The sequence below is a fragment of the Moritella sp. 36 genome (genome assembly GCF_018219415.1).
Taxonomy (GTDB): Bacteria; Pseudomonadota; Gammaproteobacteria; order Enterobacterales; family Moritellaceae; genus Moritella.
The window spans coordinates 1710820-1737487 of record NZ_CP056120.1 but is presented as its reverse complement, the minus strand read 5'-3'; the positions used below and the strand labels follow the sequence as shown (position 1 = coordinate 1737487).

The 26668-nt window shown below is 40.6% G+C and carries 18 protein-coding genes and 1 other RNA gene; 6 read left to right on the top strand and 13 right to left on the bottom strand.

The genetic code is table 11. The features are described from left to right. Window positions 1-285: 285 nt before the first annotated feature. The 13 genes from HWV03_RS07835 to HWV03_RS07775 form a co-directional block, all read right to left on the bottom strand. A complete protein-coding gene (locus HWV03_RS07835) occupies window positions 286-468 on the bottom strand; it encodes a hypothetical protein (RefSeq protein WP_067042981.1) in 183 nt (60 codons plus the stop codon). Window positions 469-968: 500 nt separating this feature from the next. Further along, window positions 969-1460 (bottom strand): hypothetical protein, encoded by a 492-nt coding sequence (locus HWV03_RS07830; RefSeq protein ID WP_211679200.1) that lies wholly within the window; start codon window positions 1458-1460, stop codon window positions 969-971. A 10-nt stretch (window positions 1461-1470) separates the two neighbouring features. Beyond that, entirely contained in the window at window positions 1471-4308 is a 2838-nt protein-coding gene (locus tag HWV03_RS07825; RefSeq protein WP_211679199.1) for a S8 family serine peptidase, read from the bottom strand. Window positions 4309-4772: 464 nt separating this feature from the next. Then, an RNA gene (gene ffs, locus HWV03_RS07820) (signal recognition particle sRNA small type) lies at window positions 4773-4869 on the bottom strand. A 141-nt stretch (window positions 4870-5010) separates the two neighbouring features. Continuing rightward, a complete protein-coding gene (locus tag HWV03_RS07815; RefSeq protein WP_211679198.1) occupies window positions 5011-6897 on the bottom strand; it encodes a GGDEF and EAL domain-containing protein in 1887 nt (628 codons plus the stop codon). 162 nt (window positions 6898-7059) lie between these two features. Continuing rightward, window positions 7060-8586: an o-succinylbenzoate--CoA ligase gene (gene menE / locus HWV03_RS07810; protein WP_211679197.1), complete on the bottom strand. Its 1527-nt coding sequence runs from the start codon at window positions 8584-8586 to the stop codon at window positions 7060-7062. Beyond that, window positions 8587-9807, bottom strand: coding sequence for an o-succinylbenzoate synthase (gene menC / locus HWV03_RS07805; RefSeq protein WP_211679196.1), 1221 nt, complete (start codon window positions 9805-9807; stop codon window positions 8587-8589). A gap of 20 nt (window positions 9808-9827) precedes the next feature. Beyond that, window positions 9828-10694, bottom strand: a complete 867-nt coding sequence (gene menB / locus HWV03_RS07800) for a 1,4-dihydroxy-2-naphthoyl-CoA synthase (RefSeq protein ID WP_211679195.1) — start codon at window positions 10692-10694, stop codon at window positions 9828-9830. Window positions 10695-10733: 39 nt separating this feature from the next. Then, window positions 10734-11630 carry a 2-succinyl-6-hydroxy-2,4-cyclohexadiene-1-carboxylate synthase gene (gene menH, locus HWV03_RS07795; RefSeq protein ID WP_211679194.1) on the bottom strand — a complete coding sequence of 299 codons (897 nt, stop codon included), beginning with the start codon at window positions 11628-11630 and terminating at the stop codon, window positions 10734-10736. Then, entirely contained in the window at window positions 11614-13488 is a 1875-nt protein-coding gene (menD, locus tag HWV03_RS07790; RefSeq protein ID WP_255547116.1) for a 2-succinyl-5-enolpyruvyl-6-hydroxy-3-cyclohexene-1-carboxylic-acid synthase, read from the bottom strand. Before menD ends, menH begins: the two co-directional genes overlap by 17 nt. Window positions 13489-13547: 59 nt before the next feature. Continuing rightward, window positions 13548-14933: an isochorismate synthase gene (locus HWV03_RS07785; protein ID WP_211679192.1), complete on the bottom strand. Its 1386-nt coding sequence runs from the start codon at window positions 14931-14933 to the stop codon at window positions 13548-13550. 128 nt (window positions 14934-15061) lie between these two features. Continuing rightward, window positions 15062-15847 (bottom strand): sulfite exporter TauE/SafE family protein, encoded by a 786-nt coding sequence (locus HWV03_RS07780; RefSeq protein ID WP_211679191.1) that lies wholly within the window; start codon window positions 15845-15847, stop codon window positions 15062-15064. A 102-nt stretch (window positions 15848-15949) separates the two neighbouring features. Next, window positions 15950-17380, bottom strand: a complete 1431-nt coding sequence (locus HWV03_RS07775) for a basic amino acid/polyamine antiporter (RefSeq protein ID WP_211679190.1) — start codon at window positions 17378-17380, stop codon at window positions 15950-15952. 270 nt (window positions 17381-17650) lie between these two features. On the opposite strand from HWV03_RS07775, the gene HWV03_RS07770 reads away from it, so the two are divergent. The 6 genes from HWV03_RS07770 to pfkA all read left to right on the top strand — a co-directional run bounded on the left by HWV03_RS07770 (window position 17651) and on the right by pfkA (window position 26598). Continuing rightward, on the top strand, window positions 17651-21493 hold the full coding sequence (locus tag HWV03_RS07770; protein WP_255547115.1) for an ATP-binding protein: 3843 nt from the start codon (window positions 17651-17653) through the stop codon (window positions 21491-21493). A 3-nt stretch (window positions 21494-21496) separates the two neighbouring features. Further along, window positions 21497-22129 (top strand): condensin complex protein MksE, encoded by a 633-nt coding sequence (locus HWV03_RS07765; protein WP_211679188.1) that lies wholly within the window; start codon window positions 21497-21499, stop codon window positions 22127-22129. Then, the gene (locus HWV03_RS07760; protein ID WP_211679187.1) at window positions 22129-23403 is read left to right on the top strand and encodes a hypothetical protein; all 1275 of its coding nucleotides are present in this window, start codon (window positions 22129-22131) and stop codon (window positions 23401-23403) included. Before HWV03_RS07765 ends, HWV03_RS07760 begins: the two co-directional genes overlap by 1 nt. A 30-nt stretch (window positions 23404-23433) precedes the next feature. Beyond that, entirely contained in the window at window positions 23434-24189 is a 756-nt protein-coding gene (gene elyC, locus HWV03_RS07755; protein WP_211679186.1) for an envelope biogenesis factor ElyC, read from the top strand. Window positions 24190-24427: 238 nt separating this feature from the next. Further along, window positions 24428-25183, top strand: a complete 756-nt coding sequence (tpiA, locus tag HWV03_RS07750; protein WP_211679185.1) for a triose-phosphate isomerase — start codon at window positions 24428-24430, stop codon at window positions 25181-25183. Between the two features lie 452 nt (window positions 25184-25635). Next, a complete protein-coding gene (gene pfkA, locus HWV03_RS07745) occupies window positions 25636-26598 on the top strand; it encodes a 6-phosphofructokinase (RefSeq protein WP_211679184.1) in 963 nt (320 codons plus the stop codon). Window positions 26599-26668: the final 70 nt, after the last annotated feature.

Here is a 26668-nt window from a genome sequence, read left to right as displayed (position 1 = left end):
CCACCCTTGTTTATCCATAGGGAATCTAGTTTAATATAAAGAAACAGACATGAAGATAAATTTGAGTGGCAATACGCAGAGGCAAATGAATCACCATTCAGGCTCTAATCAAGAGATATAATTAGTAAGGCGGGTTTACTGGATACGGCAGTGAAATAGAAAATGGATTAAATTAGAAGTGAAGCAGAAGTTACGACGCAATCGCCATAAAAAAGACCTACATTGTGAGGCCTTTTTTATATCTATATTAAAACAGCATAATGATAAGAAATTTAACTATGTATTTTAATTTTTAAATACGACTGAACCATTTTCATTAGTATAAAGTATTGCTTTAAATTGATTAATTAACTGCACTGCATAAGAAGGAGAAACTGAACGTAAATTGCCTTTTACAGTATAGAATGAAGGTTCCCAAGCTCTATCTTTGTACCGACCTGTTTCTATAAATTCCACTACAACTTTCATAAAGTACCTCTATTGATCTAACCAACTTCCGTCACGAATAAAATATCGATATCCAGAAGACAACATGACTATTCAGAATAATAAACTATCATTAGGCTTTATTTTTTACAAACGAGTTGAGATGAAAAGAAACAGAATTATGTTTTCGATCAAGCTTTTCCATTATTCTGCAACATAAACCAGCCCATTTCGGTTATAAAACCACTTATTTAAGTTGGTAAATTACAATTTACATTGAATAACTAGATACACCGGTAATTAAGGGGGGCTTAAGGGTAATTAAATTACAGTTGGGTTATTTAAGTTACACTAACACTTGTCGTGTGTTAGCGATATAGTGATGGATCTTATGCTCAGTCCTTGAGACATGACTCGATGGGAAACTAATTTGGGCAAAAAATAATTTAGCTCAAATTCAAACTGACAGCTACCATACAAGAATAAAGTAACTGTCAGATCAAGTTTAAGCTAATACAATTAAACTCAGGTTAATAATATATTTACAATGGTAAATATTCCTGTGTATTAACTTCAATCTCTGCAGCTTCAACCGTACTAAGTGCTTTGATTTCCTTTATTTTTTTCAATAGATCTATATTTTCATCAAAAGTAATGATGAAAAATCCGTTACCAATAACCAGTATTTCAGCATCATCAAAAGAGAGTGTTAGATCATCACTTTTCATTTTCACCAAAATTGAACCTGTTAACGTTCCTGTATATTCATCCTCTAATGATTGCATTTCTTGACCTGCATAGAGTGCTGGTGAAGAATCTGTACCTTCCTCTGACCCCGTATAGGCTGCGCCCATTATCGGTGAAAACTTAAATCCATCACTTTCAATAACGATATCACTATTCGTATGTGTATTTGAGCTCTCTCTAGGCATCGCTACATTATCACTGTTCATAATATTTGCATTAGCAGATGCATTACACAAAGATAATGTTGATACAAATAATGTTGATATAAATAAACTTTTTATTTTCATCTTAAATTCCTTAATGTCCATATATTCTTATTGAGACATCTTTTAACAATCCAGCTTCTGTATTATTCTCTAGTACCCTTTCTCTAAAAAGAAAATAATAAATAAAATCACCTTGATTTGTATCCGTTACTTTTATCTTCCATTCTCCGGCTGATGTTTCACCATAAAATGCATTACTGAGTAAGACTGTATTCTTGAAATCTGCGTCTCTGGTTAATAAGCTTCTCGGTGTCAACAGCATTGAACTTGTCCCCTGCGGTGAGATAAGTTCAATTGAAAGATCACTATTACGTTCATGTTTAATATTTAATTCTACCTGTACAGCTTCAATAATTAGATTGTCTTCTTCTGTTATACGAACACTCTTTGTTGTAGGGGTTCCTTCAACTATATCTAGCTCGGCATCATCCGATGGAATAAATGCAGTTTCTTTTAACGGAGGTAATAATCGCTTATCCTTAATATAAGTTTGTGCCATCTTCACCGCTTCAGAAGCATCGATGAGACCAAAACCATACCAATTATGGAAATTAAAGCCCGCGTTATTCGTTATCCAGCCGGGTTCGGCAATAAAAGAGTCGACAAATATGGGTTTAAACTTATCATCAATTTTCTTTGCTGTTTTAGCGATAATATAACGAACATCACGCCATGTTATAGCATCATCAACACTAAAAATAAGGGCCGCGACACCGGACACAACAGGGGCCGCAGAGGATGTACCATTAAAGGAAGATGTATAATTACAGTCTTCATTTAATACTTCTTCGCCACTGTTAAAACCTTTGCTCCCGCTGCCAGTTCTGGCGTAGCCAATGGTACAACCCATACTATCTGTTGTAATAATAGCTGGTGCATTACGACCGTATTCACCACCAGGGGCAGAAACAAATACTGCAGCACCCGTAGATGAATAGGATGACAGTGGATCACTCGCATTTGCGTTTAGCGCTGATACGACCGTATTATAAAAACTAGCATTACCAAGATCAATTGATGCATTATGTGCAGTTAATCTTGGTAATGATTTATTTTCACTATATGCGCTTTTAACATACCAAGAGAAGCCTTCGAATGAATTCCCTGCTGATTTAACGAATAAAACCCCTCGGCCTTTATTATTCTTACGCGTTATTTCTTTTAGCCAAGACTCATGAGCTTTATTCCAGGGTGACGTAAACACCCTTGGCTTATTTTGTGATCCAGCACCATAACTTTGATTGATAACAAGAACATCTTTAGTTCTTTTTCCACCATGACTATCATACCAATTAGACTCTTCTTGACTTTCTAAATAGTTTAATCCAATTAGACTCGTTTCCGGTGCAACACCACGCCCACCAATATTGTTAAAACCACGCGCGGCAATAATGCCTGCAACCGAAGTACCATGGTCACCTTCTTTACTTGTAGAAGTAGGGTCATTTATTGACGTCACATAATTATAAGATCGATTTAATAATATGTTCTCAACTAAATCCTCGTGCTTAATTTCGAGCCCAGAGTCAACAACGGCAACCTTAACGCCTGAGCCTTTAACTCCTTGTTTATGCAGATTTCCTATATTTATATCGTGCCCAACCGTACCTCCTGACTTTGAAAATGCTTTCTGCCCTGTATTCTTCAGATGCCATTGTTGACTATATAAAGGGTCCGTAAGTTTAGAATTGAAATTAAAAGTGAAGTTTGCCTCTATCGATGTAGTCCCGTCAGAGATAATGATAGGAAGCTCAACCTCACTCTCTTCCTTGCTTTTCGTTGTGATGTTAAAAGAACCATCACGATCAAGCTTAAACGTGAGATCTTCAGGTAATGTGAAGCTATCTTTTAATTTAAAGTTAAGCGTGTCACCGTCAACATCTATTGCTCTAATTTGACTCTTAATCATTTTCGTTGGAGATGTAAACGTACGTTTACCCAGTACTTTTGGTGTGTCATTCACCGGTGAAATCGAGAGTGATATTCTTGCTTTATCAAAGCCATCATTCTCTGTCACTGTTATTTCCAGTGAGTCCAAACCAGAAGCATCACGATTAGGTGTGTATGTTAGTATACCTTTTGCATCTAATGTTGCTTTACCCTTACTAGGCGCTGTTGATAACGTGAAACGAGGCGCTGTTGTATTTGTTGTCTTGATCGCAAATTTAGACAGCTCATCTTCATCTAAGGTAAAACTTTGCTCTGAGATAAACTCCTTCTTCTTTATCGCTCTAATGTTAACCGTAAGAGTGGTTTCAACATCTCCTTCAGCATCGCTTATAATAATAGGGATAGCTATAGAGTGAGAACTCTTCATTTCGCTCTTGAACGTAAATATACCAAAAGAATCTAATGCAAAAGAAATATAGTCAGGTCTATTAAATTTGGGGCTAATCTTGTAGGTTAACGAGTCACCATCAGCATCGGTTACACTTATTGTACCGCCAATGTATTTACCTGGAATAGCGAAGAAGGTTTTATTATTTACAACAGGTAAATCGTTGATACTCTTTACATCGAAATTAATATATGCGGTATCATACGTATTCCCATTTGCGACTTTTACCGCAATAAAATCCGAACCATGGTAGTTTTCATTAGGCGTATAGCGTAAATCCCCTTCTTTTGTAAGGGTTGCAGTACCAAACAATCCATTACTGGTTATTTTCCAGTTCCAACCCAATGTATCACTTGTGGTAAGGCTTCCCTCATATATCGTATCTTCATTCAGTTTTACGTCTCTGTCTGCTATAGAGCCGGATAAATGTGTTGGCTCTACTATTGGTGACGTCTCTGAATCACCGCCTCCACCACAAGCTGTTAGGTACCCAGTAAGAATTACGGGGATTAGATGCATTAATTTGTTCAAGATCTACCTCTTAAATAATTCACTACAATAAACATTTTGTTCACTATTACGTCAGTGGATTATACATTACCTTTTAAAACGCATTGTAAGGCATTGTAATTACGGTACCTGTGTTGGCATTAACCCTCTTGATATGGCCAAGAGTTCAATGCTTTTTTGTCGCAAACTAGATAAAAATAAATAAGATATCGATAATGAATATAAGTTTAATAATTAATAGTTAATAGTTAATAGTTAATAGTTAATAGTTAATAGTTAATAGTTAATAGTTAATAGTTAATAGTTAATAGTTAATAGGTGATAGTTGCGGGATTCAAAAATAGAAGGTGCCAAAATTGCTTAATCGCTAAGGCTGAACTATAACTCCAAAGGGAATAAAATAATAACGAAGATGGAGCGGTAAGATATTGATTTGAAAAAGCAGAACGTCAGAAACGAGAAAAGCACAACACTTTTGAAGGATACCCTACAAGCCTCACTCCGGCACTTGAGTTCTCTGCTGCGGTTGCTCCCTTCCAGGCCTGGCCGAATTCACAGAGTATCAATGCGGAGGGACCCATAAGGCACCCATCAAATGTGTTGTGCTTGACAACGAGTGAATTATTAACTATTCACTGATTCTTTGCAACCGTTTATAGCAGTTTTATGCTCCACAAACTCCAATTGCACACTATCCAACCAAGTCGATCAAAAGCACATCAACTAAATAGCTTGTTTGCTAAGGTACTGACCCGTAAACATAGTTGCAGGTACAGGTTTACCATACAGATAACCCTGACCATAATCACAACCTTCATCAGCAATAAACTGATCTTGCTCTACCGTTTCAACGCCTTCGGCAACAACTTGCAAATTAAGCTTCTTCGCCATCGCAATAATCGCCCGCGCTAATTCTTTGTCTTGATCTCGCTCCATTAGATTCATAATGAAACTACGATCAATTTTCAACGTATCAAACGAATACTTCTGTAAATAACTTAATGACGAATAACCTGTGCCGAAGTCATCTAACGAAATACGTACACCCAACTTTTGTAATCCAGCAATGGCTTTCGCGGCTTTCTTCTCGTCTTGTAATAAAACGCCCTCAGTTATCTCAAGTTCTAGCGAGCTACCAGGTAAACGATAATAAACCAGCAACTGCGCGATACGAGAAACTAAGTTGTCATCACGAAACTGTACCGGTGACATATTAACAGCAATACAAAAATCATCACCAAAGCTGTTACGCCACTGGGCCGCTTGTTCCATTGCGGTACGTAATACAAAGTTACCTAATGCTAAGATCTGGCCATTCTGCTCTGCTAGATGGATAAAACGATCGGGCGCAACCGCACCGAGTATCGGATTCTGCCAGCGAATTAACGCTTCGGCCCCCAATACACGACGAGTTTTAACACAAATCATCGGTTGATAATGTACCGACATTTCATTTTTATCTAGCGCTTCGGCTAAATGTGATTCTAAATAGTGACGCTCACCAATCGCGACACTTAACTCTTCAGTAAAGAAGTTATAACAGGTGCCCTTGTCTTTACTCACACTCATCGCGGCTTCAGCTCTTTCAACCAAAGAAATACCTTTGTCTGCGGGAGAACCAGCTAACGCAATGCCACAACAAATCTGAGTGGTGATAGTATAATCATCAACAATAAATGTAGATTCAAAGGCTTGTGAAAAACGTGCAATTAAATCAATTACTTGCTCAACAACATTATCATCGCGAACAACAATAGCAAAAGCATCACCCCAGCAACGTGCAACCAAGTGTTCTGTCGTCAGCTGCTGGTGAATACGCTGGCTGACTTCAAGTAATACTTTGTCACCAATCGCATAACCATAACTGTTATTAATCGATTTGAAGTTTCGGATACCCAAATAAATAACAGCAAGCTCGTTGTCATCATCAACATATTCCAACATGTCATCAATCTGTTTAACTAATGAAAACTGATTAGCGACACCTGTAAGCGGGTCATATTCTTGCTGATAAATAAGGGTCGATTCTAATGCCGAACGGCTATCTTGTTCATATAATAACGCTTGATGAGACAAGGTTAGCGCCATTGATTTCTTAGCAAGTAAACTCTGTAATTTACGGTTAGCGTTCAGTAACTCGGCTTTTTCGTAGAGTATAGTGAGATCAGCATTCATCGATTGCTGAAAACGTGCGATAAGTAATTTGCAATGAGGTGTAAATTTATGGATTTTCGTATCTAAGACACAAAGTGTACCAAAAGCTTGATCATTCGGCCAAGTAAGCGGTAAACCGTAATACGCCAAAATGTCGGCGCTAATATTACTGTCGAATTTCCACGTTGAATCGAGGGTAGCGTCTTCAATAAGTAGCTCTGCACGATTATAAATAACCTGTGCACTGTAACAGCTTAATTGCTTCGATTCTGATAATCGCAGGGAAGCCAAATGAGCCGTGTCGTTTGACGAAAATATTCGAATATCATTGTGGTGAACGCGCATAATTAATGCTGCAGGCAGATTCATAACGCCAGCGATCAACTCTACAGTTTGTTGCCAACCACGAAACATGGGTTCCGGGATCTCAATAACCTGAGTATTAATATTTAGCATGCTACATCTCTGTTAATTACACCGCTCTAAATGACATTGTAAACCTTCATTACTATGTCGCTATTCATCTGATGAATAAGGAGGAATCTGTATACTACAAGAAAACAAAGCGAACACCAAGCCAGATTTATAACAAGCAAGAATTATTATCATCTAGCTCAACTATTCGTATAAACTTGTGACCCACAGTTGAACAGAAGCCCTGTTTAACTTGATGCTGTTCACATTTATAGCGTCTGGTAGCGAATGATAATTTATCGGCCACATGAATTTAACCAGCTTGTTTTGTAGGAATTTATTCATATCATCGACTGATAAATATGCAATAGCGTCAATAACAGCAATTGGACGATGGCCAAACTCCACATCTTCGCATGGGAATACTAACGCTTGATTAATGAACGGATGCGAAAGTAAAATGCGCTCAATTTGTTCTGGATGAATATTTTCACCACCGGAAATAAACATATTATCTTGTCGACCAAGAATAAATAATTCATCCGCTAACGCATCACCTTGCGCTATCATGCCTAAGTCCCCTGTGACAAGCCAACCGCTTTCGTCAGTAATGGGACTTAACGCACCTTGATAATAATAACCCATCCCTAAACTTCTACCTCGCACCTTAATTTGTTTATCAATCAAGGACAAACAGCGATGTGCGAGTAAAGTACCAACGCCTGCACTATCATCCGCAGGTTTAGCGGTGACAGTAGAGGCCATTTCAGTCATGCCATAGCCAGACCAGCAATCAATACCGAGGGATTTCGCTTTATCCGTTAATACGACGGGGATCACTGCACCACCTAACAAGATACGTTTAAGACTAATAACCTCTTGATCTGCACCCAATTCATTAAGGTAGCGTCGCAATTGAGTTGGTACTAAAGATGCGTGCGTTACTTGTGATAACTGTTCAACAAGACTATCTGCTAACGGTAACACCAGCTGCCCACCAGCAGATAACCAACGCCACACAATCGCTAAGCCAGATACATGAAACAAAGGTAACGACAATAACCAACTGTCTGACGCCGTATAACTGAACACTGATAACAAACCCGCAGCAGAATACAAATGATTTTCACCGCTATGTGCAACCGCTTTAGCTTTACCAGTTGAACCGGATGTAAAGACGATACTGGCTAGCCGCTCTGCTTGCCACTCCAGCTTAATACTATCCTCAGTACTCACGTATTTGGTTGCCGCTGTTATAGAAATAGTCGACCTTGTTGATGAAGTTTTCTCCGAGGGTGCAAGGGAGAGAGTAAACACTAACTCTCTCGTGTTATTAATACTTTGCAGACCTTGTGAGCGATTAAATGCAGGTGCTGATATCCAAATAAACTGTGCGGCGAGTGCTTCAAACTTGTCACTTAACTGTTCAGCACTTTGTTTCGGATCTAGTACCACACAGCAAGCACCGAGTCGTAAACAAGCTAAGTATAACCACAATACACCAGGGTCATTAACGCTCACAGCAGCAACAATATGATCTTGTCGTACACCTTGTGTATTTAACTGTTCGGCATATTCATCCACCAGTGAATTCACATGCTGCCAAGTAAATGAGTACTCACCATATACCAAGGCAATACCATCCGGATTAAGTGATGACCAATGCTGCCAAGGCCAACAACTAAAACTGACATCATGACACTCTATGTCATCAATTATAACGTCTATCATTTATAGGCTTCCATAATACGATGCTGCTTTGTATTTATATCTTGATATCTTATTATCTGTAACTTGAAAATAGGTACGACAAGGTAATGCAGTTAGTGCTAACAAAGACAAATTACAGCCCGGATAAGGTATTGCCACTTGCTGCTTAAAAACATGCATGGTATCTAATCCGGGGGTCGTATCAGGTGTTAACCACTGCGATAAACGAGCCAGTTGCAGTAAACCAAAACTAGATTCAAGACTTGAACTAATCACCACAGTTAAACCCAATTGATATGCCAGCTCAATCAAGTGACGGCAGTGAGTAATGGTGCCAGCCAGCATAGGTTTAATCACAATAGCGGCAATTGATGCGGTGTCAGAAGCATGACATTCAGCGATTGTAGACTTCAGAAACTCAACATCTCCCCGGTTTTTGCAAGCATCCCGTAAGCTTTCATCCCATGCGATGGCAATCCCAGTTTCACGCGTAAACAGGTAACTATCGCTTGAGTTATGACACGGCTCTTCGATGAAATCGATACGCTGGCGTAACGCCACGGGGATCTGCTTGGCAAACGCTAACGCATTCACAAGGTTCCAACGTCGGTTGGCATCTAAACGTAACCGTAATTGAGGGTATCGCTGTAGTAACTGTCGGGCAATCTCGCCGTCATGACAGGCACCTTTCGCAGTCGGTTGGGTCGCAATTTTCAACTTACATAAGGAACTCGCGGCAAGTTTTGCATGGTTACGGTTTATGATTCTAAGATCAGCAGCCAATAATAGCGCGCTGTTAATGTGATGATGACTATTACCGTTATGAAGCTTGTCGTTATGAATATCGTCGCAATAAGTCATTTGCGGTAGCTCGTCGTCTAGCTCCAAAAGAGCCATGCTAAAACCAAACGCCACTGAGGGGCAGCACGTACTCAGATCTACTGCGCCCTGCTCTAGCCAAATGTGGATCATGCTTTCGAGTTGCTGCTTTGCTTGCGTTGATGTCTCATCACTAAAGCCAGGTAAAGGCGCAATTTCGCCACGCCCTACTTTATTAACTTGAGTGCTTTTACACTGCTCATGCAACTCAACATTTTCCAATAATTCAGCATCCTCCTGCAATTCAACCCTTTCTTGCAATTCAACAAGCCAACCTTCACGAACACTAACAGACTGACCACGTAATATCATGGCACAGTCCAAAGGCAACTGATAATGGTACAACTTCACTTGACGTTGCATTAACAATATCTGCTTACTGATTAAGGATTACGTGGAAACTTAGAGAAATCAGGACGGCGTTTTTCATTGAAGGCATTACGTCCTTCTTGTCCTTCGTCTGTCATGTAGAACATCATAGTGGCATTACCCGCCAACTCTTGTAACCCAGCTTGACCATCACAATCCGCATTCAACGCTGCTTTCAAACAACGTAATGACATTGGGCTGTGTTGTAATACTTCACGACACCAACGTACAGTTTCACGTTCTAAATCTGCCAGTGGCACAACCGTATTCACCAACCCCATATCCAATGCTTCTTGTGCATCATAAAAACGACACAAGAACCAAATTTCACGCGCTTTCTTCTGCCCAACAATACGCGCCATATACGATGCGCCCCAACCGCCGTCAAACGAACCGACTTTAGGACCTGTTTGGCCAAATTGCGCATTGTCTGCTGCAACAGTTAAATCACACATCATGTGTAATACATGACCACCACCAACAGCATAACCCGCCACTGCCGCTATTACAGGTTTTGGGCAAGTACGGATCTGACGTTGAAAATCCAACACATTTAAGTGATGCATACCTTCATCATCTTGATAACCGCCATAGTCACCACGCACTTTCTGATCTCCACCAGAACAAAACGCATGCTCGCCAAGCCCGGTTAGAATAATAACGCCCACGCTTGAGTCATAACGAGCATCTGCTAAGGCTTGCATCATTTCTTGTACTGTTTGTGGACGGAACGCATTGCGTACTTGAGGACGTGCAATGGTGATTTTAGCAATGCCATCTAAGGATTTATGAAAATGAATATCTTGGTATTCACCGGTGCAATCTTGCCATTCTACGTGCGCGTATAGTTCTGCTTCTGTAATACCAACGGTTGTTGTCATAATAATTCCTAATCTGTTAAGTTTTTATTTAAAACGCGTTTAAGCCGCCTTCTTGTGCGTGGCTTTGTTAACCGCTATCTCACTCACGAAATCTCTCACTAACTGAATGAACTCATGTGGCTGGTCTGCATGTACGTTATGCCCAGCTCTTGATACCAGGCGATAATCCAATTGACTTGCTTTGGTTAACAGCACAAATTTAGGGTCTAATTCACCACAAACCATGCGCACAGGAAGTTCAGATTTTTGTAATTGTGGTAACAAATAACCTTGCTTAGATAATGAGGTCGCGGCCAACATTTTGCTTATCTGCATACCGCCGCTGAATCCATTTTTATCTGCTTGAATTTGACAACGCGTTTTAATTAAAGCGTTTTTTTGAGCCTGAGTAAGCGATGCAAATACCCCTTGCTGGTACCAATCAATAAGCACAGTAGGTAATGTGTCGTCGCTAAAACGTGTTACCCAACCCAAGTCATGTAATCCACGCTGTAATTGTTCAGCGCTACTGTTCAAACCTGGATTTCCACTTTCTAACAACACTCCATCGAGGGTATACGGCCAATTAGACGCTTGATCACTCGCGATCGTCATGGCAATCCGCGCCCCTAACGAGTAACCGACCAAAATAATATTATCGAGTTGATACTGGGCAAGCGTCGCTATGATTAGTTGTTGAACATGCTGAAAGTCATTAACAGTAACGGCTTGGCTACCCGCATGCCCTGGTAGGTCAATACAGATACACTGGTAATCCAGTGATAAGTCCGCAATTATCAGTTGCCAATCTGCCGTTGAACCAAGTAAACCATGCAAGAACACCAAACTTGGTTTCGCTGCGGAGCTTTGAACACTATGATTAGCAGGCTCAAATGAGACTGAATATAGAGGTGATTGCGTCTGTTTCGAGATAATCATATTAGATAAAACTTGCATTTTTCACCTCGCTAAACAACTGCTTGAGTTGCTTGGCAGCTTCCCCAGCTGGCGTTACTATTTCTACCAACAGCGTTCGCATCTCCCCAGCCACTTCACGCATTTGATTTAATCCATGATCAATAGCAGACAGTGCATCCGCCAGCGTTTTAGGTTGAACGTAATCCAGCCCAAACATCGCAGCCGCATGTTCAAATTTAAGTCCGTGTGGCATACGGTAAAGCTGTTCTTTTTGTTGCCCATTAACAGGTAACATATCGAAAATTGCACCACCGTCATTATTCAGTACCACAATCACACTCGGATATGTCGGATTAGAAAATAACGCCAGTGAATTTAAGTCATATAACAAAGACGTATCACCCAATAAACAAAGCATGCCTTGCTCCTGCCCTGCTTGCACTCCAGCAGCCGTCGCCAACAAGCCATCAATACCCGAAGCACCACGATTACTAAATACAGGCACATTCGGTAATGTTACAAACATATCAAGTAAACGAACAATCAAGCTATTACCAATAAATAAACTCGTTGGATTAGTTAAAGGCGGCATAGTCAGGCAAGCATCTAACGTGATAGCAAAACTAATTTCCGTTAGATTATCAATGTAACGCTTCTCTACCAACTGACGTACTTTACTGCTAGCAAACGTTAACATTTTAGCCCACTCATAACCGTTAGCATCATGATGACAAACACCAACATCTGCGAATATGCGGCTATTTGCTTCGAACGAGTAATTAGTTGATACCAATGGTTCGCTTAACTGACTATTTAAGTGGCCTTCAACAAAAGATGTTAACCAAGCCGAGATAGGACTAATGAATTGTTTACAAGTATGATGATAAGGGTCTAACTGCCCCGCTTGTGCTGCAATTAACCAATAGTCTTGCCAGTCATGCTGTGCGATAAACTGACCTAAACGCTTTGATACCAACCGCGCGCCAAATTGCACCAAGATCTCTGCTTCCGCTAACTTATCGTGACACGCTTGATTTTGTAACCAGACATCATAATGCGCCCATTCACTACTGCCACCAGCTTGCGGATCAACCAATACTGGCCAACCCAAAATAGCCGCCCATTGTTTGATCGCTTGCATCTCTGTAATTGCAACTGCGCCAATAACAACAAGTCCTTTTTTGTTTACAACGGGCATGCTGGTATAAGTAGCGGTATATAAGTCGGCAGACGCCTTCAAGTCTAAAGAATGACAATGTACGGAATGGCTATCGGACAAGTAAGTGTTTAGCCCATTAATGTCAATTGAATTGGTTCCTAATGAATTAATCGACAAATACGTTTTCTGTGAGGCTTTCCATCCTGCGATCCCAGTAAGGTAATCACTAAAATCAGCGTCGCCGCCATACAAAGGTTCAGGGTAAGGGCAGTTGATATGAACCGTACCACCCACTTGCTGCTGCACCGCTAAACTTTGGTCTATGGTACTCAACAACCACTGCGGTGTGATGCCCAGACTCGGGCTAGGTAATAATAATTCATGACAAACATGGCTTGAGAATAAGCCTGATTGTTGAATGGCCTGATTAGCACCACAATTAATTTGTTCGATGGGCCGATCGGCAGTTAATAGCACTAGTTTTTCTTTAGTTAAACCACTTTCGACCACAGCTGGTAATAGATTTGCCACCGCTGTACCTGATGTAACAATCACAGCAACAGGCGCTTGTAATGATTTAGCTAACCCCAGAGCATAGAAACCAAGTCCACGTTCATCAAAGTGGCAATGTAAGATCAGATTCTCATTCTCTTCAGCCGCTAAAACAAGGGGGGTTGAGCGAGATCCTGGTGCAACACACACATGACGAACGCCTAAACGACTCAATTCATCTAACATTAAGCTTGCCCATAAACGGTTTAATGGAGCTTGCATGTTTAAAAGAGACTGGTTTGTTATCATGCGCGTTGTAACTCAGGTAAAAATGAATTTAAGCGAATATCATCGCAGTCTATATCACAGTTAACAGTCGTATCAGGTTCAAGTAAGGTTAACAGTGTCGCGGTTTTACGTTCTAGCTCTTGCCATTCACTTACAGGGCTAGAGCCTGGTACAATGCCCGCCCCCGCAAAAAGCTGTACCTCATGCCCTAAAATTCGCGCGCTGCGGATCGCAACACAAAACTCACTTTGCTGCAGCCCAACATAACCAAGCGCACCGCTATACCAACCCCGTGTAAATGGTTCATTGTTCGCAATAAAATTTAATGCTGGTTGACGTGGTAATCCTGCTATCGCAGCGGTTGGTTGTAAGTTAGCTAATAACTCTGCATCATCAACATCTGTAGCAAGTATCCCTGAGATGTGATGTTTTAAGTGCTGAACTTTACGCAGTTTCACTAATTCTGGTTTCACAGATACCTGTAATGAATCACAACGAGGGTCTAAACGCGCCATTAAATCATCCACCACTAAACGGTTTTCATAACGATTTTTGCTGTCATTTAATAACCAATTGGCTAAACCACGGTCTTCCGCAGCATCATCACTGCGTGCCGCTGTACCCGCAAGCGCCTCGGTATGTAATTGACGTTGTTTTCGCGAAAATAATAGCTCTGGCGTAGAACCAACAAAATAGTCGTTAGCCTGAAGCGCAAATATAAAGTGGTAACACTGCTGATTAACCTGGCGACTTTGCTGTAAAAACTGAGCAGCAGAAATTGGACGATTTAGTGTTAATGCTGTCTTCCTCGCTAACACCACTTTCTCAAAATCTTGTTGTTCGATCGCATTTAAAGCTTTGGTGACAAGATGAGACCACTGGTTAAATTCAGGGTAATGACTGCGCGCTTCAATCTTATAAGATAACGGGAGAGGTGTCGGCGCAGGTGTAATTAAACTGGCGAGACTTTCAAGCAATGCAGCTTTGTCATAGGTTTGATCTGTACGCTTTATTCCAACATTCTCATGGATTGGCGCTGAATGAGCAGGCAAATTCACCGATAATAGCCAGTTATTGTTTTTACGTGTTAATTCAACTTGCGGTAAGAAATAATGATCTTGATGTGAAAATGCGCATCCGCCCCAGATCCGTTGCTGTTCGTTAAGCTGGCTTTTAGCCGTATCAAGATCATGAAAATGGCAACACTGACCTAAGGCGACGACTTCTTCATCACCGTCTCGAGATTGCCAATAAAATTGCGGGAATAAAATTTGCGCATCAAACCATTCAATTAGTTCGGTGGCATACAAGGGCTGTAATTCGACCGAAAGACGAGTTTGCTCTGGCTGAGCATGAATAATCAGTTGCTGTAATGCGTTAATCGCAGTTGTTAGTTTTAACAAAGCGGCCCCTTAGTAAACTACTACTTAGGGGATGAAATTAACATATTTTAGATAGAGCCTGTTACAAACCTATACTAAATGAGTACTTATTCGGACTATTCATAGCCTAGATCAATAAAATGTTCGTTTTAGAAAAAAATAAACTTCGAACCAACACCCAGTAATAACAAAGCAAAATACCGTTTTAGGATATGACTTGGTAATGAGTGCGCAAGTTTTGCACCTTGTTTAGCAAACACAGTACTGGTAATAATAATGCCAAAGAAAGCGGGTAAGTAAATATAACCCAAGCTGTACTCTGGCAAATCAGGATTATTCCAGCCCGTAATAATATAGGTGCACACGCCCGCCACCGCAATCGGCAAGCCACAAGCAGAAGACGTCGCAACCGCATTACGCATTTCCACACGACACCAAGATAAGTAAGGTACGGTGAGTGAACCGCCGCCAATGCCAAATAAAGCAGAAATAGCACCAATGACACCACCTGCAACACTCAAGCCAGCGCCTTTTGGTAGTTCATGCTCTGCTTTTGGTTTTAAATTAAAGCCCATTTGAACCGCAACAGTTAATGCATAAATACCGATAATAATTTGTAATGTATTACCCGGTAAATAATCAGCAAAAATACTACCAGCAACCGCGCCAATAACAATACCGATAGTCAGACGTTTAACCAAAGACCAATCAATTGCCCCTTTACTGTGGTGGGTTTTAATCGAACTAAGAGAGGTAAAGATAATCGTCGCGAGGGAAGTACCAATCGCCAACTGGGTTAAAACTATTGGCGAGAGTTCTTGCAAGGAAAAAGAGAAAACCAGTGCTGGTACGATAATTAAACCGCCACCAACACCAAACAAGCCAGCGATCAAACCTGCCGCAGCGCCTAATATTAAATATAAAACCACAATCATCTAAATAAGCCTTTTTACAACATACACCTATCTTTTAAGGTGAGGGTTTCAAGTTAAACATTTTAAGTGTCTAATTAGAGTATCAAAATTGTGGTTAAAATACTAAGAAAGTGACAACACACCTGTTGATAACAGATAAACCGCACCTGCAGCACCTGCTAATAACACGAATGAATAAGCATAATCTTGCTTGCTAAATTCCAGCTGTTTTTCAGCAAGTGCTTTCTTATAAACCAGTACACCCGGTAAATACAATAATGCACATAACAACATATACTCAGCACCAGCTGCATATACGAGCCAAGCACCATAAAATGATGATATTAATGCAATAACAAGGTCTTTCTTACGACCTTCAGTTACGCTATAACCTTCACCGCTTAACGCGACTTTCACACCATAAGCGCCCACTAAAAAATACGGTAACAAGACAGCCGAAGTCGCAATGTTTACCAAGGCTAAATACGAGCTTTCTTGTAATAACGTTAAGATTAGAAAGAATTGTACCAAACAAGATGAGAACCACAGTGACGTTGTTGCTGCACCTTTACTGTTTTCTTTCGTAAATGCTTTCGGGAATAACCCTTCTTTTGCCGCAATGAAAGGCACTTCAGCACTAACCACTGTCCAACTCAATAACGCACCGGATACCGAGATAATCAAACCAGCATTAATCAGCATTGCTCCCCAAGGACCAACGATCACTTCTAAAATATTCGCCATTGATGGATTTTGTAGTTGCGCAACTTCAGGTTGAGTCATTACACCTAAAGTAAACAAGCTAACAGCAATATAGAGTAATAATGCCGAGAACAGCGCAATACCCGTTGCTTTCGCCACGTCGCATTTATCTTTAGCACGGTTAGATAAAATAACCGCACCTTCAATACCAATGAATACCCATAATGTCACCATCATAGTGGCTTTAACCTGATCTAATACCGAGCCTAATTCAGGTGTTTTTTCACCCCAAAAATCAAGGGTAAACTTATCAAAACTAAACGCCATCACAACCAAACAAACGAAGGTTAGAATAGGGATTATTTTCGCCACCGTCGCAAATACATTAATCAACGCAGCACGTGTCACACCACGTAATACTAACGCATGCATAAACCAAATTAATAACGAACCACCCAACACTGCAATTGGCGTATTACCCTGTCCCATCATTGGGTTTTCAGGGGTATCAACAAAGTAGCCAATCGCACTAAAAAAGACCACTGCATACGATACGTTCGCTAATAAGTTACAGATCCAATAACCCCAAGCCGACATAAAACCAATGTAGTTACCAAAGCCTGCTTGGGCGTACGAGAAAATACCACCGTTTAAATTAGGGAAGCGAACCACCAAATTACGTAATACCGTCACGAGCGCGAGCATACCGCAGCCCGTGATCAACCAGCCTAGCGTGATTGCACCGGGTGCAGCTGATACGGCAACGTTTTGCGGGAGACTAAATATTCCAGCGCCGACCATGGTACTGAATACCAACGCAACCAACATACCTAGTCCAAGTTTGTTTTCCATCAATAATTCCTTAATCAAGCCAAATGTCGACATAAAATGCCACACCAACCATCATTTCAGCTTGTTAATATAAATAATTTAGCGAATTGTATTGCATTATTATATATATGCAAGAATATTCACTAAATTTGCATAAATCCAACGGCAAACACAAAGTTGCTGATAATCTGAGCAGAACCGCTCATCACCCGACTAAACTTATCTTTTTTCTTACATCTTGTGCGTCATTCAGTTAAAATATGGGGTTCGATTTCTTGCAAAATAATGATAATGACTGATTCTTCACAACAATATCTTTGTCGCACAACTTACCTTATTGATAGCTTTTGGCCGGGTAAATTACTTGAGTTAAATAACACGGGTAATATTAAAGTTGCGGGGACCAATGGTGCCGGTAAAACGACACTACTTAAACTGCCTATGCTGTTTTGGGGTGCGCGACCTGGACGTATTGTTGAACGAAATGCCAACAAGAAATCATTTGCCGCGTATTATTTGCCGCGTAAAACCAGCTACATCATTTTTGACTATCAACGTCCGAACGGCACCGACACACCGCAATTATGTCATGTATTAATTAAAAGCGATGGCGATAAACTGCTATATCGCTTTATTGATCACCCGTTCGATATCAAAATGTACCTGGATGAAAGTGGCAATATTTTTGGCGATGACGAAATTAAACGTAATTATCGAACTCAACATCGTTGTGAAATCAGCAGCCTGTTAAGTGTCGATGAATATGCAAAAGTCATTCAGAATCATCGTGATCTCGGCGGCAAGAAATCACTGCGTACACTACAACAACGTTTTTCAATGAGCCAATCACCGATTAAGCACATTGAAAAAGTCGTTACCTCGGTATTTAATAAGATCTCTAACTTCGACGTGATCAAACAAATGATCATCGAGATCTCGCAAGACGCGATCAGTTCAGAAATGCTCAGCCACAATGTGACTGACATGGTTAACATTGATAAAACCGATATTGATAGCTGGCTAGCCGACCTGCATTCATCACAAGCCATTCTCAATCTAGAAGACAAGATCCTATCGTCATTAACTGACATTGATTCACTTATTGAAATCAAAAAAGATCTACAGCACCTACATCACCTTGCTGATATCTACCAACAGAAGTGTAGTCAAGATCAAGACACTGCAGGTACACGTTTAAAAGATGTATTGCTTGAGTTGACCGACTTAAAAGAAGCACACAGACAGCAAGTATTAACGATTGAAGATGCCTGTCACGATGAAGAAAAAGCCCATCGTGAAATTAAACACGATCTTGATAAATTAGAACAAGAAAAAATTGATTTTGAAGATGATGAAGCCGCGACCTATGAGCAGCGCGGTTCTGAGTTATCTGATTTTACCTTACGCTTAATCAATCTGAACAACGAAAAAACCCAGTTAAGTGAAAAGTCTGCCGATCTTAGTCGCACGTTTACCGAACAGCAGCAAAAACAAGAGCTTGATTTTAACAAGCACGAGCAACAACTAACGAACGAAATCAGCTCTCAGCGTCAACAGTTAACAACCGCGTTAAGTGAAAACAAGTTACGCTATGCAACGTTAGAAAGTGAATTAAGAACGCAAACACAAACGCTGATTGATCAGTTAACCGAAAAGAAAACACCGCTTGAACATACTAAGATCTCACTTAACCTACAGCTGAAACAGCCGCAGATTGATCCAGAACTTGCTGACCAATCTCTGCAATTACAACAGAATCTAAGCCAGTGTCGTCGTCGTATTAGCGAGCGTCAAGAAGCCTACAACCGTGTTAGCAGCGAGTCTCAAAGTTTACGCCAAAAACAACATCAAGCGCTGCAAACCAACGATCGCTTAAAAATCGAATTAAACCATTTAGCGCAGCAGCAGCGAGATGTACAAACACTATTAAGCCCAGCCAAAGGGTCATTACATGCCTTCCTTGTTGAGCACGTGCCAAACTGGCAAAGCAACATTGGTCGTGTCATTAACCCTGAGCTATTAAAACACCTGCATCTTGAACCAGAGTTATTAGCCGCATTTACTGACGCAGCGAAACAATCCGATACCGAAACAGCGCTAACCCAAGTTCAAGATTTTTATGGCATAAAAATCAACCTTAATGCCCTAGAACACGTCTCGTTCACAGACAGCGCACTGGCAGAAAAAGAACAGCATATTTCAGCGCAAATTGGGGCTAAAAAATCGGAACTAGAGCAATTACAACAAGCATTAGAGCGGCTCAATAAAGACGTTGAAGAGCTTGATAAACAATTAATGTCGAGCAAGCAATTACTGTTTAAACAAACTCAATTACTCACTAGCCTAGTAAATGAAGAAGATGAATTAAATAGTAAATTAGAACAACATAAAACCTTAGCTATTGCGCGAGTGCAAACTGAATTAGCGGATACAGAACTACTCTTAGTTCAAGCGCAACAAGCATTAAGCCAAGCAAAGGTTGATTATCAAAGTCGTCATAACGAGCTAAACAACGAACGTTTAAGCGTACATTGCCAGCTAGAAACTGACTATAATCAGCGTATTGATAGCTACCAGTCATCACTCGACAATCTGCGCAATGAAGCACAAGTTGAAGCGCAACGCATTGCCGATGCACTCCAAGCCGCATTAAGCGACGCAGGGATTAATGCCAGCATCTTCAACGCCCTTGAAGCTAAAATAAAACAAACGATGAAAGCCGTTGAGAATGCCAAAGTATTCCAACAAAAAGCGGATAAATATAATAGCTGGTTAGAAACATCATGGTCGCAAGTGGAACCAGGCCGTGAACGTTTACGCCGCTTAGATGCCGCTATCCAACGTTTCCAACAGCAATTAAAAGATAAACATCAAGATTATCAGCAGTCAACCGACAAGCTAGAGCAAGAGAAAACCCAGCTCGATAAGCTCGTTACTGACTTAGTATTACAATTAAAAGGCTTAGATAACAGCCTTGTAAAACTAGCAGACTATCCTGTGATTAAACATGATGATTTACCAGAATACACCGTCAACAACATCTCTAAGCTAACGAACAGCCAAATAAGTCTGTTAGGTAAACAACAAAGTAATGTATTAAGCTCTGTGAGTAAAATTAGCAGTGAATTAAAACGTTACTCAAAAAGTACACTGCAAATTGGTTGGTTAGAAAACCGCATTGAAAGTGACCCTGAGATGGTGAACTACCGCCTTGAAGAAGCAATCAACAGCGGCGAACAGCTGAGTTATGTATTGAAAAATGCAAAACTATTGCAAACATCGACCACGCACGAAGTTGAATTACGTGCTAACGATATTTTATCTATCTATACCCATTTAAGTAACTTTGATCGCAACATTACCCGTACTGGCCGTAAACTGTCTAGCCACATGAATGGTAAACAATTCTTCACTGCCCTCGGTGATATTAAAATTGCCATTCGTACTAAGATGGACAAGTTAGGTTACTGGAAGCAGCTTGAAAATGTAAACGAGGCGTTTGAAGCATATCAAGCTAATACCGAACTCACGCATGATCGCAGTATTCCACAAAACTTAATTGATAGCTTGGATGAATTATCAGCGGTATTACCGAAAAACAATAACATGCAGCACAATGAGCTATTTGATATTGAATTTACCATTGTTGAAAACGGTCGAACGACTCGTGCAACAACACCAAAAGAACTGGAAGATGTCTCATCAACGGGCCTATCTTACTTAGCCTTAATTACTTTCTTTACCGGTTTAACAACCATGTTGCGCCCCGATGCAAGTACCGTGATCACTTGGCCAGTCGATGAATTAGGTGAATTGCATTCTGAAAACATTCAGGCAATGCTCGAAATGCTAAATCAACACGGTATTCAGATCATTACAGCATCACCGTCAACCGATAAATCAGTATTGCAGTTATTCGATCACCTATATGAAATTGATAGCCGTAATAAACGTCTGATCCAGATGAATGTTGATGACGATCCACTCATGGCTCTGTTAAATGGTGATGCCAAAAAAACCTTAGTATCAGAACCAGAATTAACATCGTCGGTGGAAACAAAGACGTCGTCTACAAGTACAACATCAATCATAGCTGCAGATACTACGCCAGCAACTATGCAAGAAGAGGGTTAACCCATGTTTCAAACTACCGTTGAATTATTGTTACAGGGTCATACCATTTGTCAGGTCAGTCAACCTGATGCATATCGCTACCTGTCTGAGCAGAGCTTATTTGAAAAGGTAAATGATTACCTGCGTTTGATTAACCGTAAAGTAAAAGTGATTGAGGATGGTTTAGCCTTTGTCGCTTGCTACTGCACAATTGAAGAAGAGAACCGCACAGATATTCGTCAGCAGCTACGCCAAGTACGTGATATCTTCCGCCCATTAGTTAATTTTTTAGATCTCGCCATGACAGCCCTTGTACATGATTGCGCCATGCGCGCAGGCGATACTATCCGCTTGTCTGAACTATTACGTGGTATTGAGCACGAACCAACGTTAAAACAACAGTTAGCGCTATTAACCAATAAAGGTATTTTCAAAACTAGCCGTAATGATATCTCGGAACAGCTTAACTTTATCTTAAAAAAGTTAGATGAAGCTGGCTACGTACAACGTTTAGAGACGGGTAGTACCATTTATCAGATCACCGCTAAAATGAACTATATTCACGAGTTAATTGATTTTATTAATGACAGCGAATCGTTGAAATTAGAAACACAAAATAACCATATCTTCGATGACTCACAGTCGGAGATGTTTTAATGTCACAGCTGCAAAGCGCTTCTGAAGTCGAAAAAATTGCCCAGATAATACGCACTTCATTTGCTAAAACAAACAGCAGCATGTTGGCCCAAGCCTATTTCGATGGCAGCATTATTGATAATGGCGAGAATAGCGCCTTATTAGAAATGCTCACCAAGAATGGGCTGATCCGTCCAAGTGAAGAAGATGGCACCTATATGCTGGCCATCAACTTAAAGCGTATTTTAGACAAACTATTATTACGTCATGCGTCTTACCGTAAACGTACTGATATCGCTAAAGTCATGCAACACATTGATGGTGATATTAAGTCATATAAACGCGCGTTATTAACTGGTCAGCACAATGAAGTTTCTTTCTATTTAAGTCAAGTTGACGAAGAGCTTTACGGCATTGTTTATGAATTAGAAGACAGTGTCAGTGGTTTGTTCGCAGCAATCACCAGTAAGTTCGGTTTTGTGGATAGCTTAGAAAGTAAGATCCATGAAAATGAAAAAGCCATCGCTTATACCGAGGGCTTACTTAATGCGTTAGCCGATATTAATCTTAATGACGTATATAGCTGGTTAGATTGGGATGATGTGCCTGCAGAACTCAGCCGCAAAGTTACTTTCTTTATTGATGGTTATCGTCGTATTAACCGTCAGTTAGAAGGCGCAGTTCATCGCATGCGTCAATTGCTAATGACCCTGCGTAAGCAAAATGAACAAGTGGCCCGTCTTAAAGCCATGTCTAAATTTCTAAAAGACAATCCTATTTGGGAGTTAGACGACTACGCTGAACGTGAACAAGTACCGGCTATCTTCAATCGCGTTGCGCCACTGCAATTATCAGCCAGTGTTGATATTAGCAATCAGGTACAGCAAGAAGAACTCACCGACATTTACCACTCATTACGTAAAGAAAGTAAGTCAGATTCTGAAACCGTTGATTTCCGCAGCAGTGGTCGTATTGATGACTTACAGCAAAAAGCGCGTCAACTCGAAGCCGACTATGTATTGTCACAGTGCGAAGCGTTATTTACCCGAGTATTGAGTAATAAAGGCGACCCCTTCTCTGCCCTGCACTATTGGCAGCAAGACAACCAGCTCACCGAAATTTTACCGAAACACTTATGGTTAAGTATTCTTTATAATGAATACTACAAGTGCGCGCCCGCCGTACGAAAAGTGATGGCGATTGATTTCCCTGACGCCAGCACGACTGAATTACCGGGTTCGATATTGATTTCGGGGAATTTACGTGTGAGCGATATTCAACTACAGCGCCCTTAATATTCTTTACAAACAGGTACCAATTTTCCTATGTTCGCACTTAAAAAAATCATTGGTACCTGGTTAATGCCACTACCATTACTGCTCACTGCTTTTATCCTTGCGGCACTACTATATAAACTCACTCGCTATAAACGCAGTGCCCAAGTGCTGTTTTGTAGTAGTTTTATTACATTATTTCTATTAAGCCTTGATCCTGTCGCTAGCCGTTTAGCCGCTACATTAGAGTCTCAGTACCCGAGTTACCAGCAGCAAAGTGTTGATTATATCCACGTATTGGGTAACGGTCACACCACGGTAGACAGTTTACCTATTACTAGTCAGTTAACCCCAACAGCCCTTGCTCGAACCACAGAAGGCGTGCGTATTTATAAACTAAACCCCACGGCAAAGTTAATCTTCAGTGGTTATAGCGGTGGTGACATTAACAGTAATGCGAAGATGAATGCGCGTTTAGCTATCGCATTAGGCGTACCAAAATCAGCCATTATATTATTAGAAGATCCTCGTAACACCATAGAGGAAGCCATTGATAATAAAGAGATTACTCAAGGTAAACGTCTCGTACTAGTCACCTCCGCAACGCACATGCCACGGGCGATGACAATATTCCGACAACAAGGTCTATCCCCTATCCCTGCACCAACGGCGCATGTCAGTAAACCGGTAAATGGCATGCAACCATTACAGTATTACTTCCCTCGTGCTCGGTATCTCGCGGTAAGTGAAATAGTGGTCCATGAATGGTTAGGACTGGCTTGGTTGTCGCTAAAAAATAACCAATAAGTTTTCCATTCTGTAATTAACACTGCATTTAGGTCTAAATTGAGTAAGTAAACGTGGCTCAAGTCACAGTTACCGTATTTTATGTAGTTTTATTACCAAAAATTGTCTTGTGACAACTTGCCCTGACGCTAGATGACTCTATAATCATCCCATGTTCTCAACTTAAGCGACTTTAGTCATTGTTACTCAAGTCAATTAGGTTGAAGAAAAATAGCTTTAAACCATATCGGAGATAGACATGAGACAAGCACTAGTAATGGGTAACTGGAAACTAAACGCAACTAAAGCATCTGTAGAAGCTTTAATTAACGGTTTAGTTGATGCGGCAAAAGACAATGCAACTGTTGAAGTTGCTGTATGCCCTCCTGCTGTTTTTATCCCACAAGTTGAAGCATTAACAGCTGACACTGCAATTAGCTACGGCGCACAAGATTGTGACGTTAATACCGCTGGTGCATTCACTGGTGAAAACTCAGCAGTTATGTTAAAAGAATTCGGTTGTAAATATACACTTGTTGGCCACAGCGAACGTCGTGTTATACACGGTGAATCAAACGAAGTTGTTGCTGACAAATTTGCTGTTGCACAAGAAAATGGCCTAGTACCTGTACTTTGTATCGGTGAAACACTAGCGCAATTCGAAGCAGGCGAAACTAAAGCAGTTGTTGAAGCGCAACTTCAAGCGGTTGTTACTAAATCTGGTATCGCATCTCTAAACAATGCAGTTATCGCATACGAACCAGTTTGGGCAATCGGTACTGGTAAAACAGCAACACCTGAAATTGCACAAGACATTCACGCTCACATCCGTTCATGGTTAGCAGAGCAAGATGCAGCAGTAGCAAACAAAGTTCAAATCCTTTACGGTGGTTCAGTTAAAGGCGCTAACGCTGCTGAATTATTCGGTCAAGCAGACATTGATGGCGGCCTAGTAGGCGGCGCTTCACTAGACGCTGTTGAATTCTCTAAAGTTATTGCAGGTGCTTCTGCATAGTACCTATCAAAATCTAATATAGAGCGATGTTCAGCTCTGAATTAGGAATAACAGTGTAGTAATACAGATTACTTAATAATGATGTATTACTGCGCTCCTTTCTTATTAAACTTATATTGTAAAAAATAAACTTGCACCAAGGCATTATTTTATTTTTCGAACGAAAGTTTCATATGAAAGAATGGCAACTATTACTTTAGTAATAAAAATAGTCACAAAGACACAGAAAAGAAGAGAATACATAGTTATAATAAATTAATAAAAAGTGATTATTATAACGAGAAAGTAACAGCAACAGATAAACTAAAATTGGTGTGCTAAATAAATTAACAAGCGTGCTATCACTTGCTGAAACAGTACTCTACCTAGATAAGTACAACACTCTACCTAGATAAGTACAACACTCTAACCCAATAAATAAAGTATCATCGACTGATATATTTGAGGCTTCAATGATTAAAAGAATAGGTGTTTTAACAAGTGGTGGTGATGCACCAGGCATGAACGCTGCAATCCGAGCTGTTGTGCGTGAAGGCTTACATCTTGGTTTAGAAGTTTATGGTATTTACGACGGATATGCTGGTTTACACCAAAACCGTATTGAAAAACTAGATCGTAAATCTGTTTCTGATGTCATTAACCGTGGTGGTACTTTCTTAGGTTCTGCACGCTTCCCTGAATTCAAAGAAGAAAGCGTACGTCAAGAAGCAATTGAAAACCTTAAAAAACACGATATCGACGCACTTGTTGTGATCGGTGGTGACGGTTCTTACATGGGCGCAAAGAAGCTAACTGAAATGGGCTTCCCATGTATCGGTATTCCAGGAACAATTGATAACGATATTCCAGGCACCACTTACACCATTGGTTTTGATACTGCACTTAACACGGTGGTTGACGCAATTGACCGTTTGCGTGATACCTCAACATCACATCAACGTATCTCAATTGTTGAAATCATGGGTCGCTACTGTGGCGATTTAACCATGGGTGCAGCAGTTGCCGGTGGTGCAGAATTCGTTGTAATTCCTGAAAAAGGTTATGATGAAGCTGAACTGTTAACCCAAGTCAAAGCGGGTATCGAAAAAGGCAAAAAACACGCAATCATTGCGATGTGTGAACATGTAACGAATGTAGATGCGCTGGCTAAACATATTGAAGCTGAAACAGGCCGTGAAACACGTGCGACTATCCTAGGCCATTTACAGCGCGGTGGAACACCAACTGCCCGAGACCGCATTATGGCAAGTCGTATGGGTTCTTTTGCAGTTAAGCTTTTATTAGAAGGCGAAGGCGGCCGCTGTGTGGGTTTAATGAACTCACAAATGGTTCACCATGACATTATTGATTGTATCAACAATATGAAACGTCCTTTTAATCAAGAGTTATTTGACCTGTCTGATTCGTTATTCTAAGCAGGCATGTGCCAGTTGGTTTTAACAATCGGCTGTCGGTAAACCACTTTGATAGAACAATTTAGATAAA

What these genes read in the sequence shown, in the direction of transcription:
- HWV03_RS07835 (WP_067042981.1), bottom strand. Translation starts at nt 468, where the DNA reads ATGAAAGTTGTAGTGGAATTTATAGAAACAGGTCGGTACAAAGATAGA.
- HWV03_RS07830 (WP_211679200.1), bottom strand. Translation starts at nt 1,460, where the DNA reads ATGAAAATAAAAAGTTTATTTATATCAACATTATTTGTATCAACATTA.
- HWV03_RS07815 (WP_211679198.1), bottom strand. Translation starts at nt 6,897, where the DNA reads ATGCTAAATATTAATACTCAGGTTATTGAGATCCCGGAACCCATGTTT.
- menE (WP_211679197.1), bottom strand. Translation starts at nt 8,586, where the DNA reads ATGATAGACGTTATAATTGATGACATAGAGTGTCATGATGTCAGTTTT.
- menC (WP_211679196.1), bottom strand. Translation starts at nt 9,807, where the DNA reads ATGCAACGTCAAGTGAAGTTGTACCATTATCAGTTGCCTTTGGACTGT.
- menB (WP_211679195.1), bottom strand. Translation starts at nt 10,694, where the DNA reads ATGACAACAACCGTTGGTATTACAGAAGCAGAACTATACGCGCACGTA.
- menH (WP_211679194.1), bottom strand. Translation starts at nt 11,630, where the DNA reads ATGCAAGTTTTATCTAATATGATTATCTCGAAACAGACGCAATCACCT.
- menD (WP_255547116.1), bottom strand. Translation starts at nt 13,488, where the DNA reads ATGTTAGATGAATTGAGTCGTTTAGGCGTTCGTCATGTGTGTGTTGCA.
- HWV03_RS07780 (WP_211679191.1), bottom strand. Translation starts at nt 15,847, where the DNA reads ATGATTGTGGTTTTATATTTAATATTAGGCGCTGCGGCAGGTTTGATC.
- HWV03_RS07775 (WP_211679190.1), bottom strand. Translation starts at nt 17,380, where the DNA reads ATGGAAAACAAACTTGGACTAGGTATGTTGGTTGCGTTGGTATTCAGT.
- HWV03_RS07770 (WP_255547115.1), top strand. Translation starts at nt 17,651, where the DNA reads ATGACTGATTCTTCACAACAATATCTTTGTCGCACAACTTACCTTATT.
- HWV03_RS07765 (WP_211679188.1), top strand. Translation starts at nt 21,497, where the DNA reads ATGTTTCAAACTACCGTTGAATTATTGTTACAGGGTCATACCATTTGT.
- HWV03_RS07760 (WP_211679187.1), top strand. Translation starts at nt 22,129, where the DNA reads ATGTCACAGCTGCAAAGCGCTTCTGAAGTCGAAAAAATTGCCCAGATA.
- elyC (WP_211679186.1), top strand. Translation starts at nt 23,434, where the DNA reads ATGTTCGCACTTAAAAAAATCATTGGTACCTGGTTAATGCCACTACCA.
- tpiA (WP_211679185.1), top strand. Translation starts at nt 24,428, where the DNA reads ATGAGACAAGCACTAGTAATGGGTAACTGGAAACTAAACGCAACTAAA.
- pfkA (WP_211679184.1), top strand. Translation starts at nt 25,636, where the DNA reads ATGATTAAAAGAATAGGTGTTTTAACAAGTGGTGGTGATGCACCAGGC.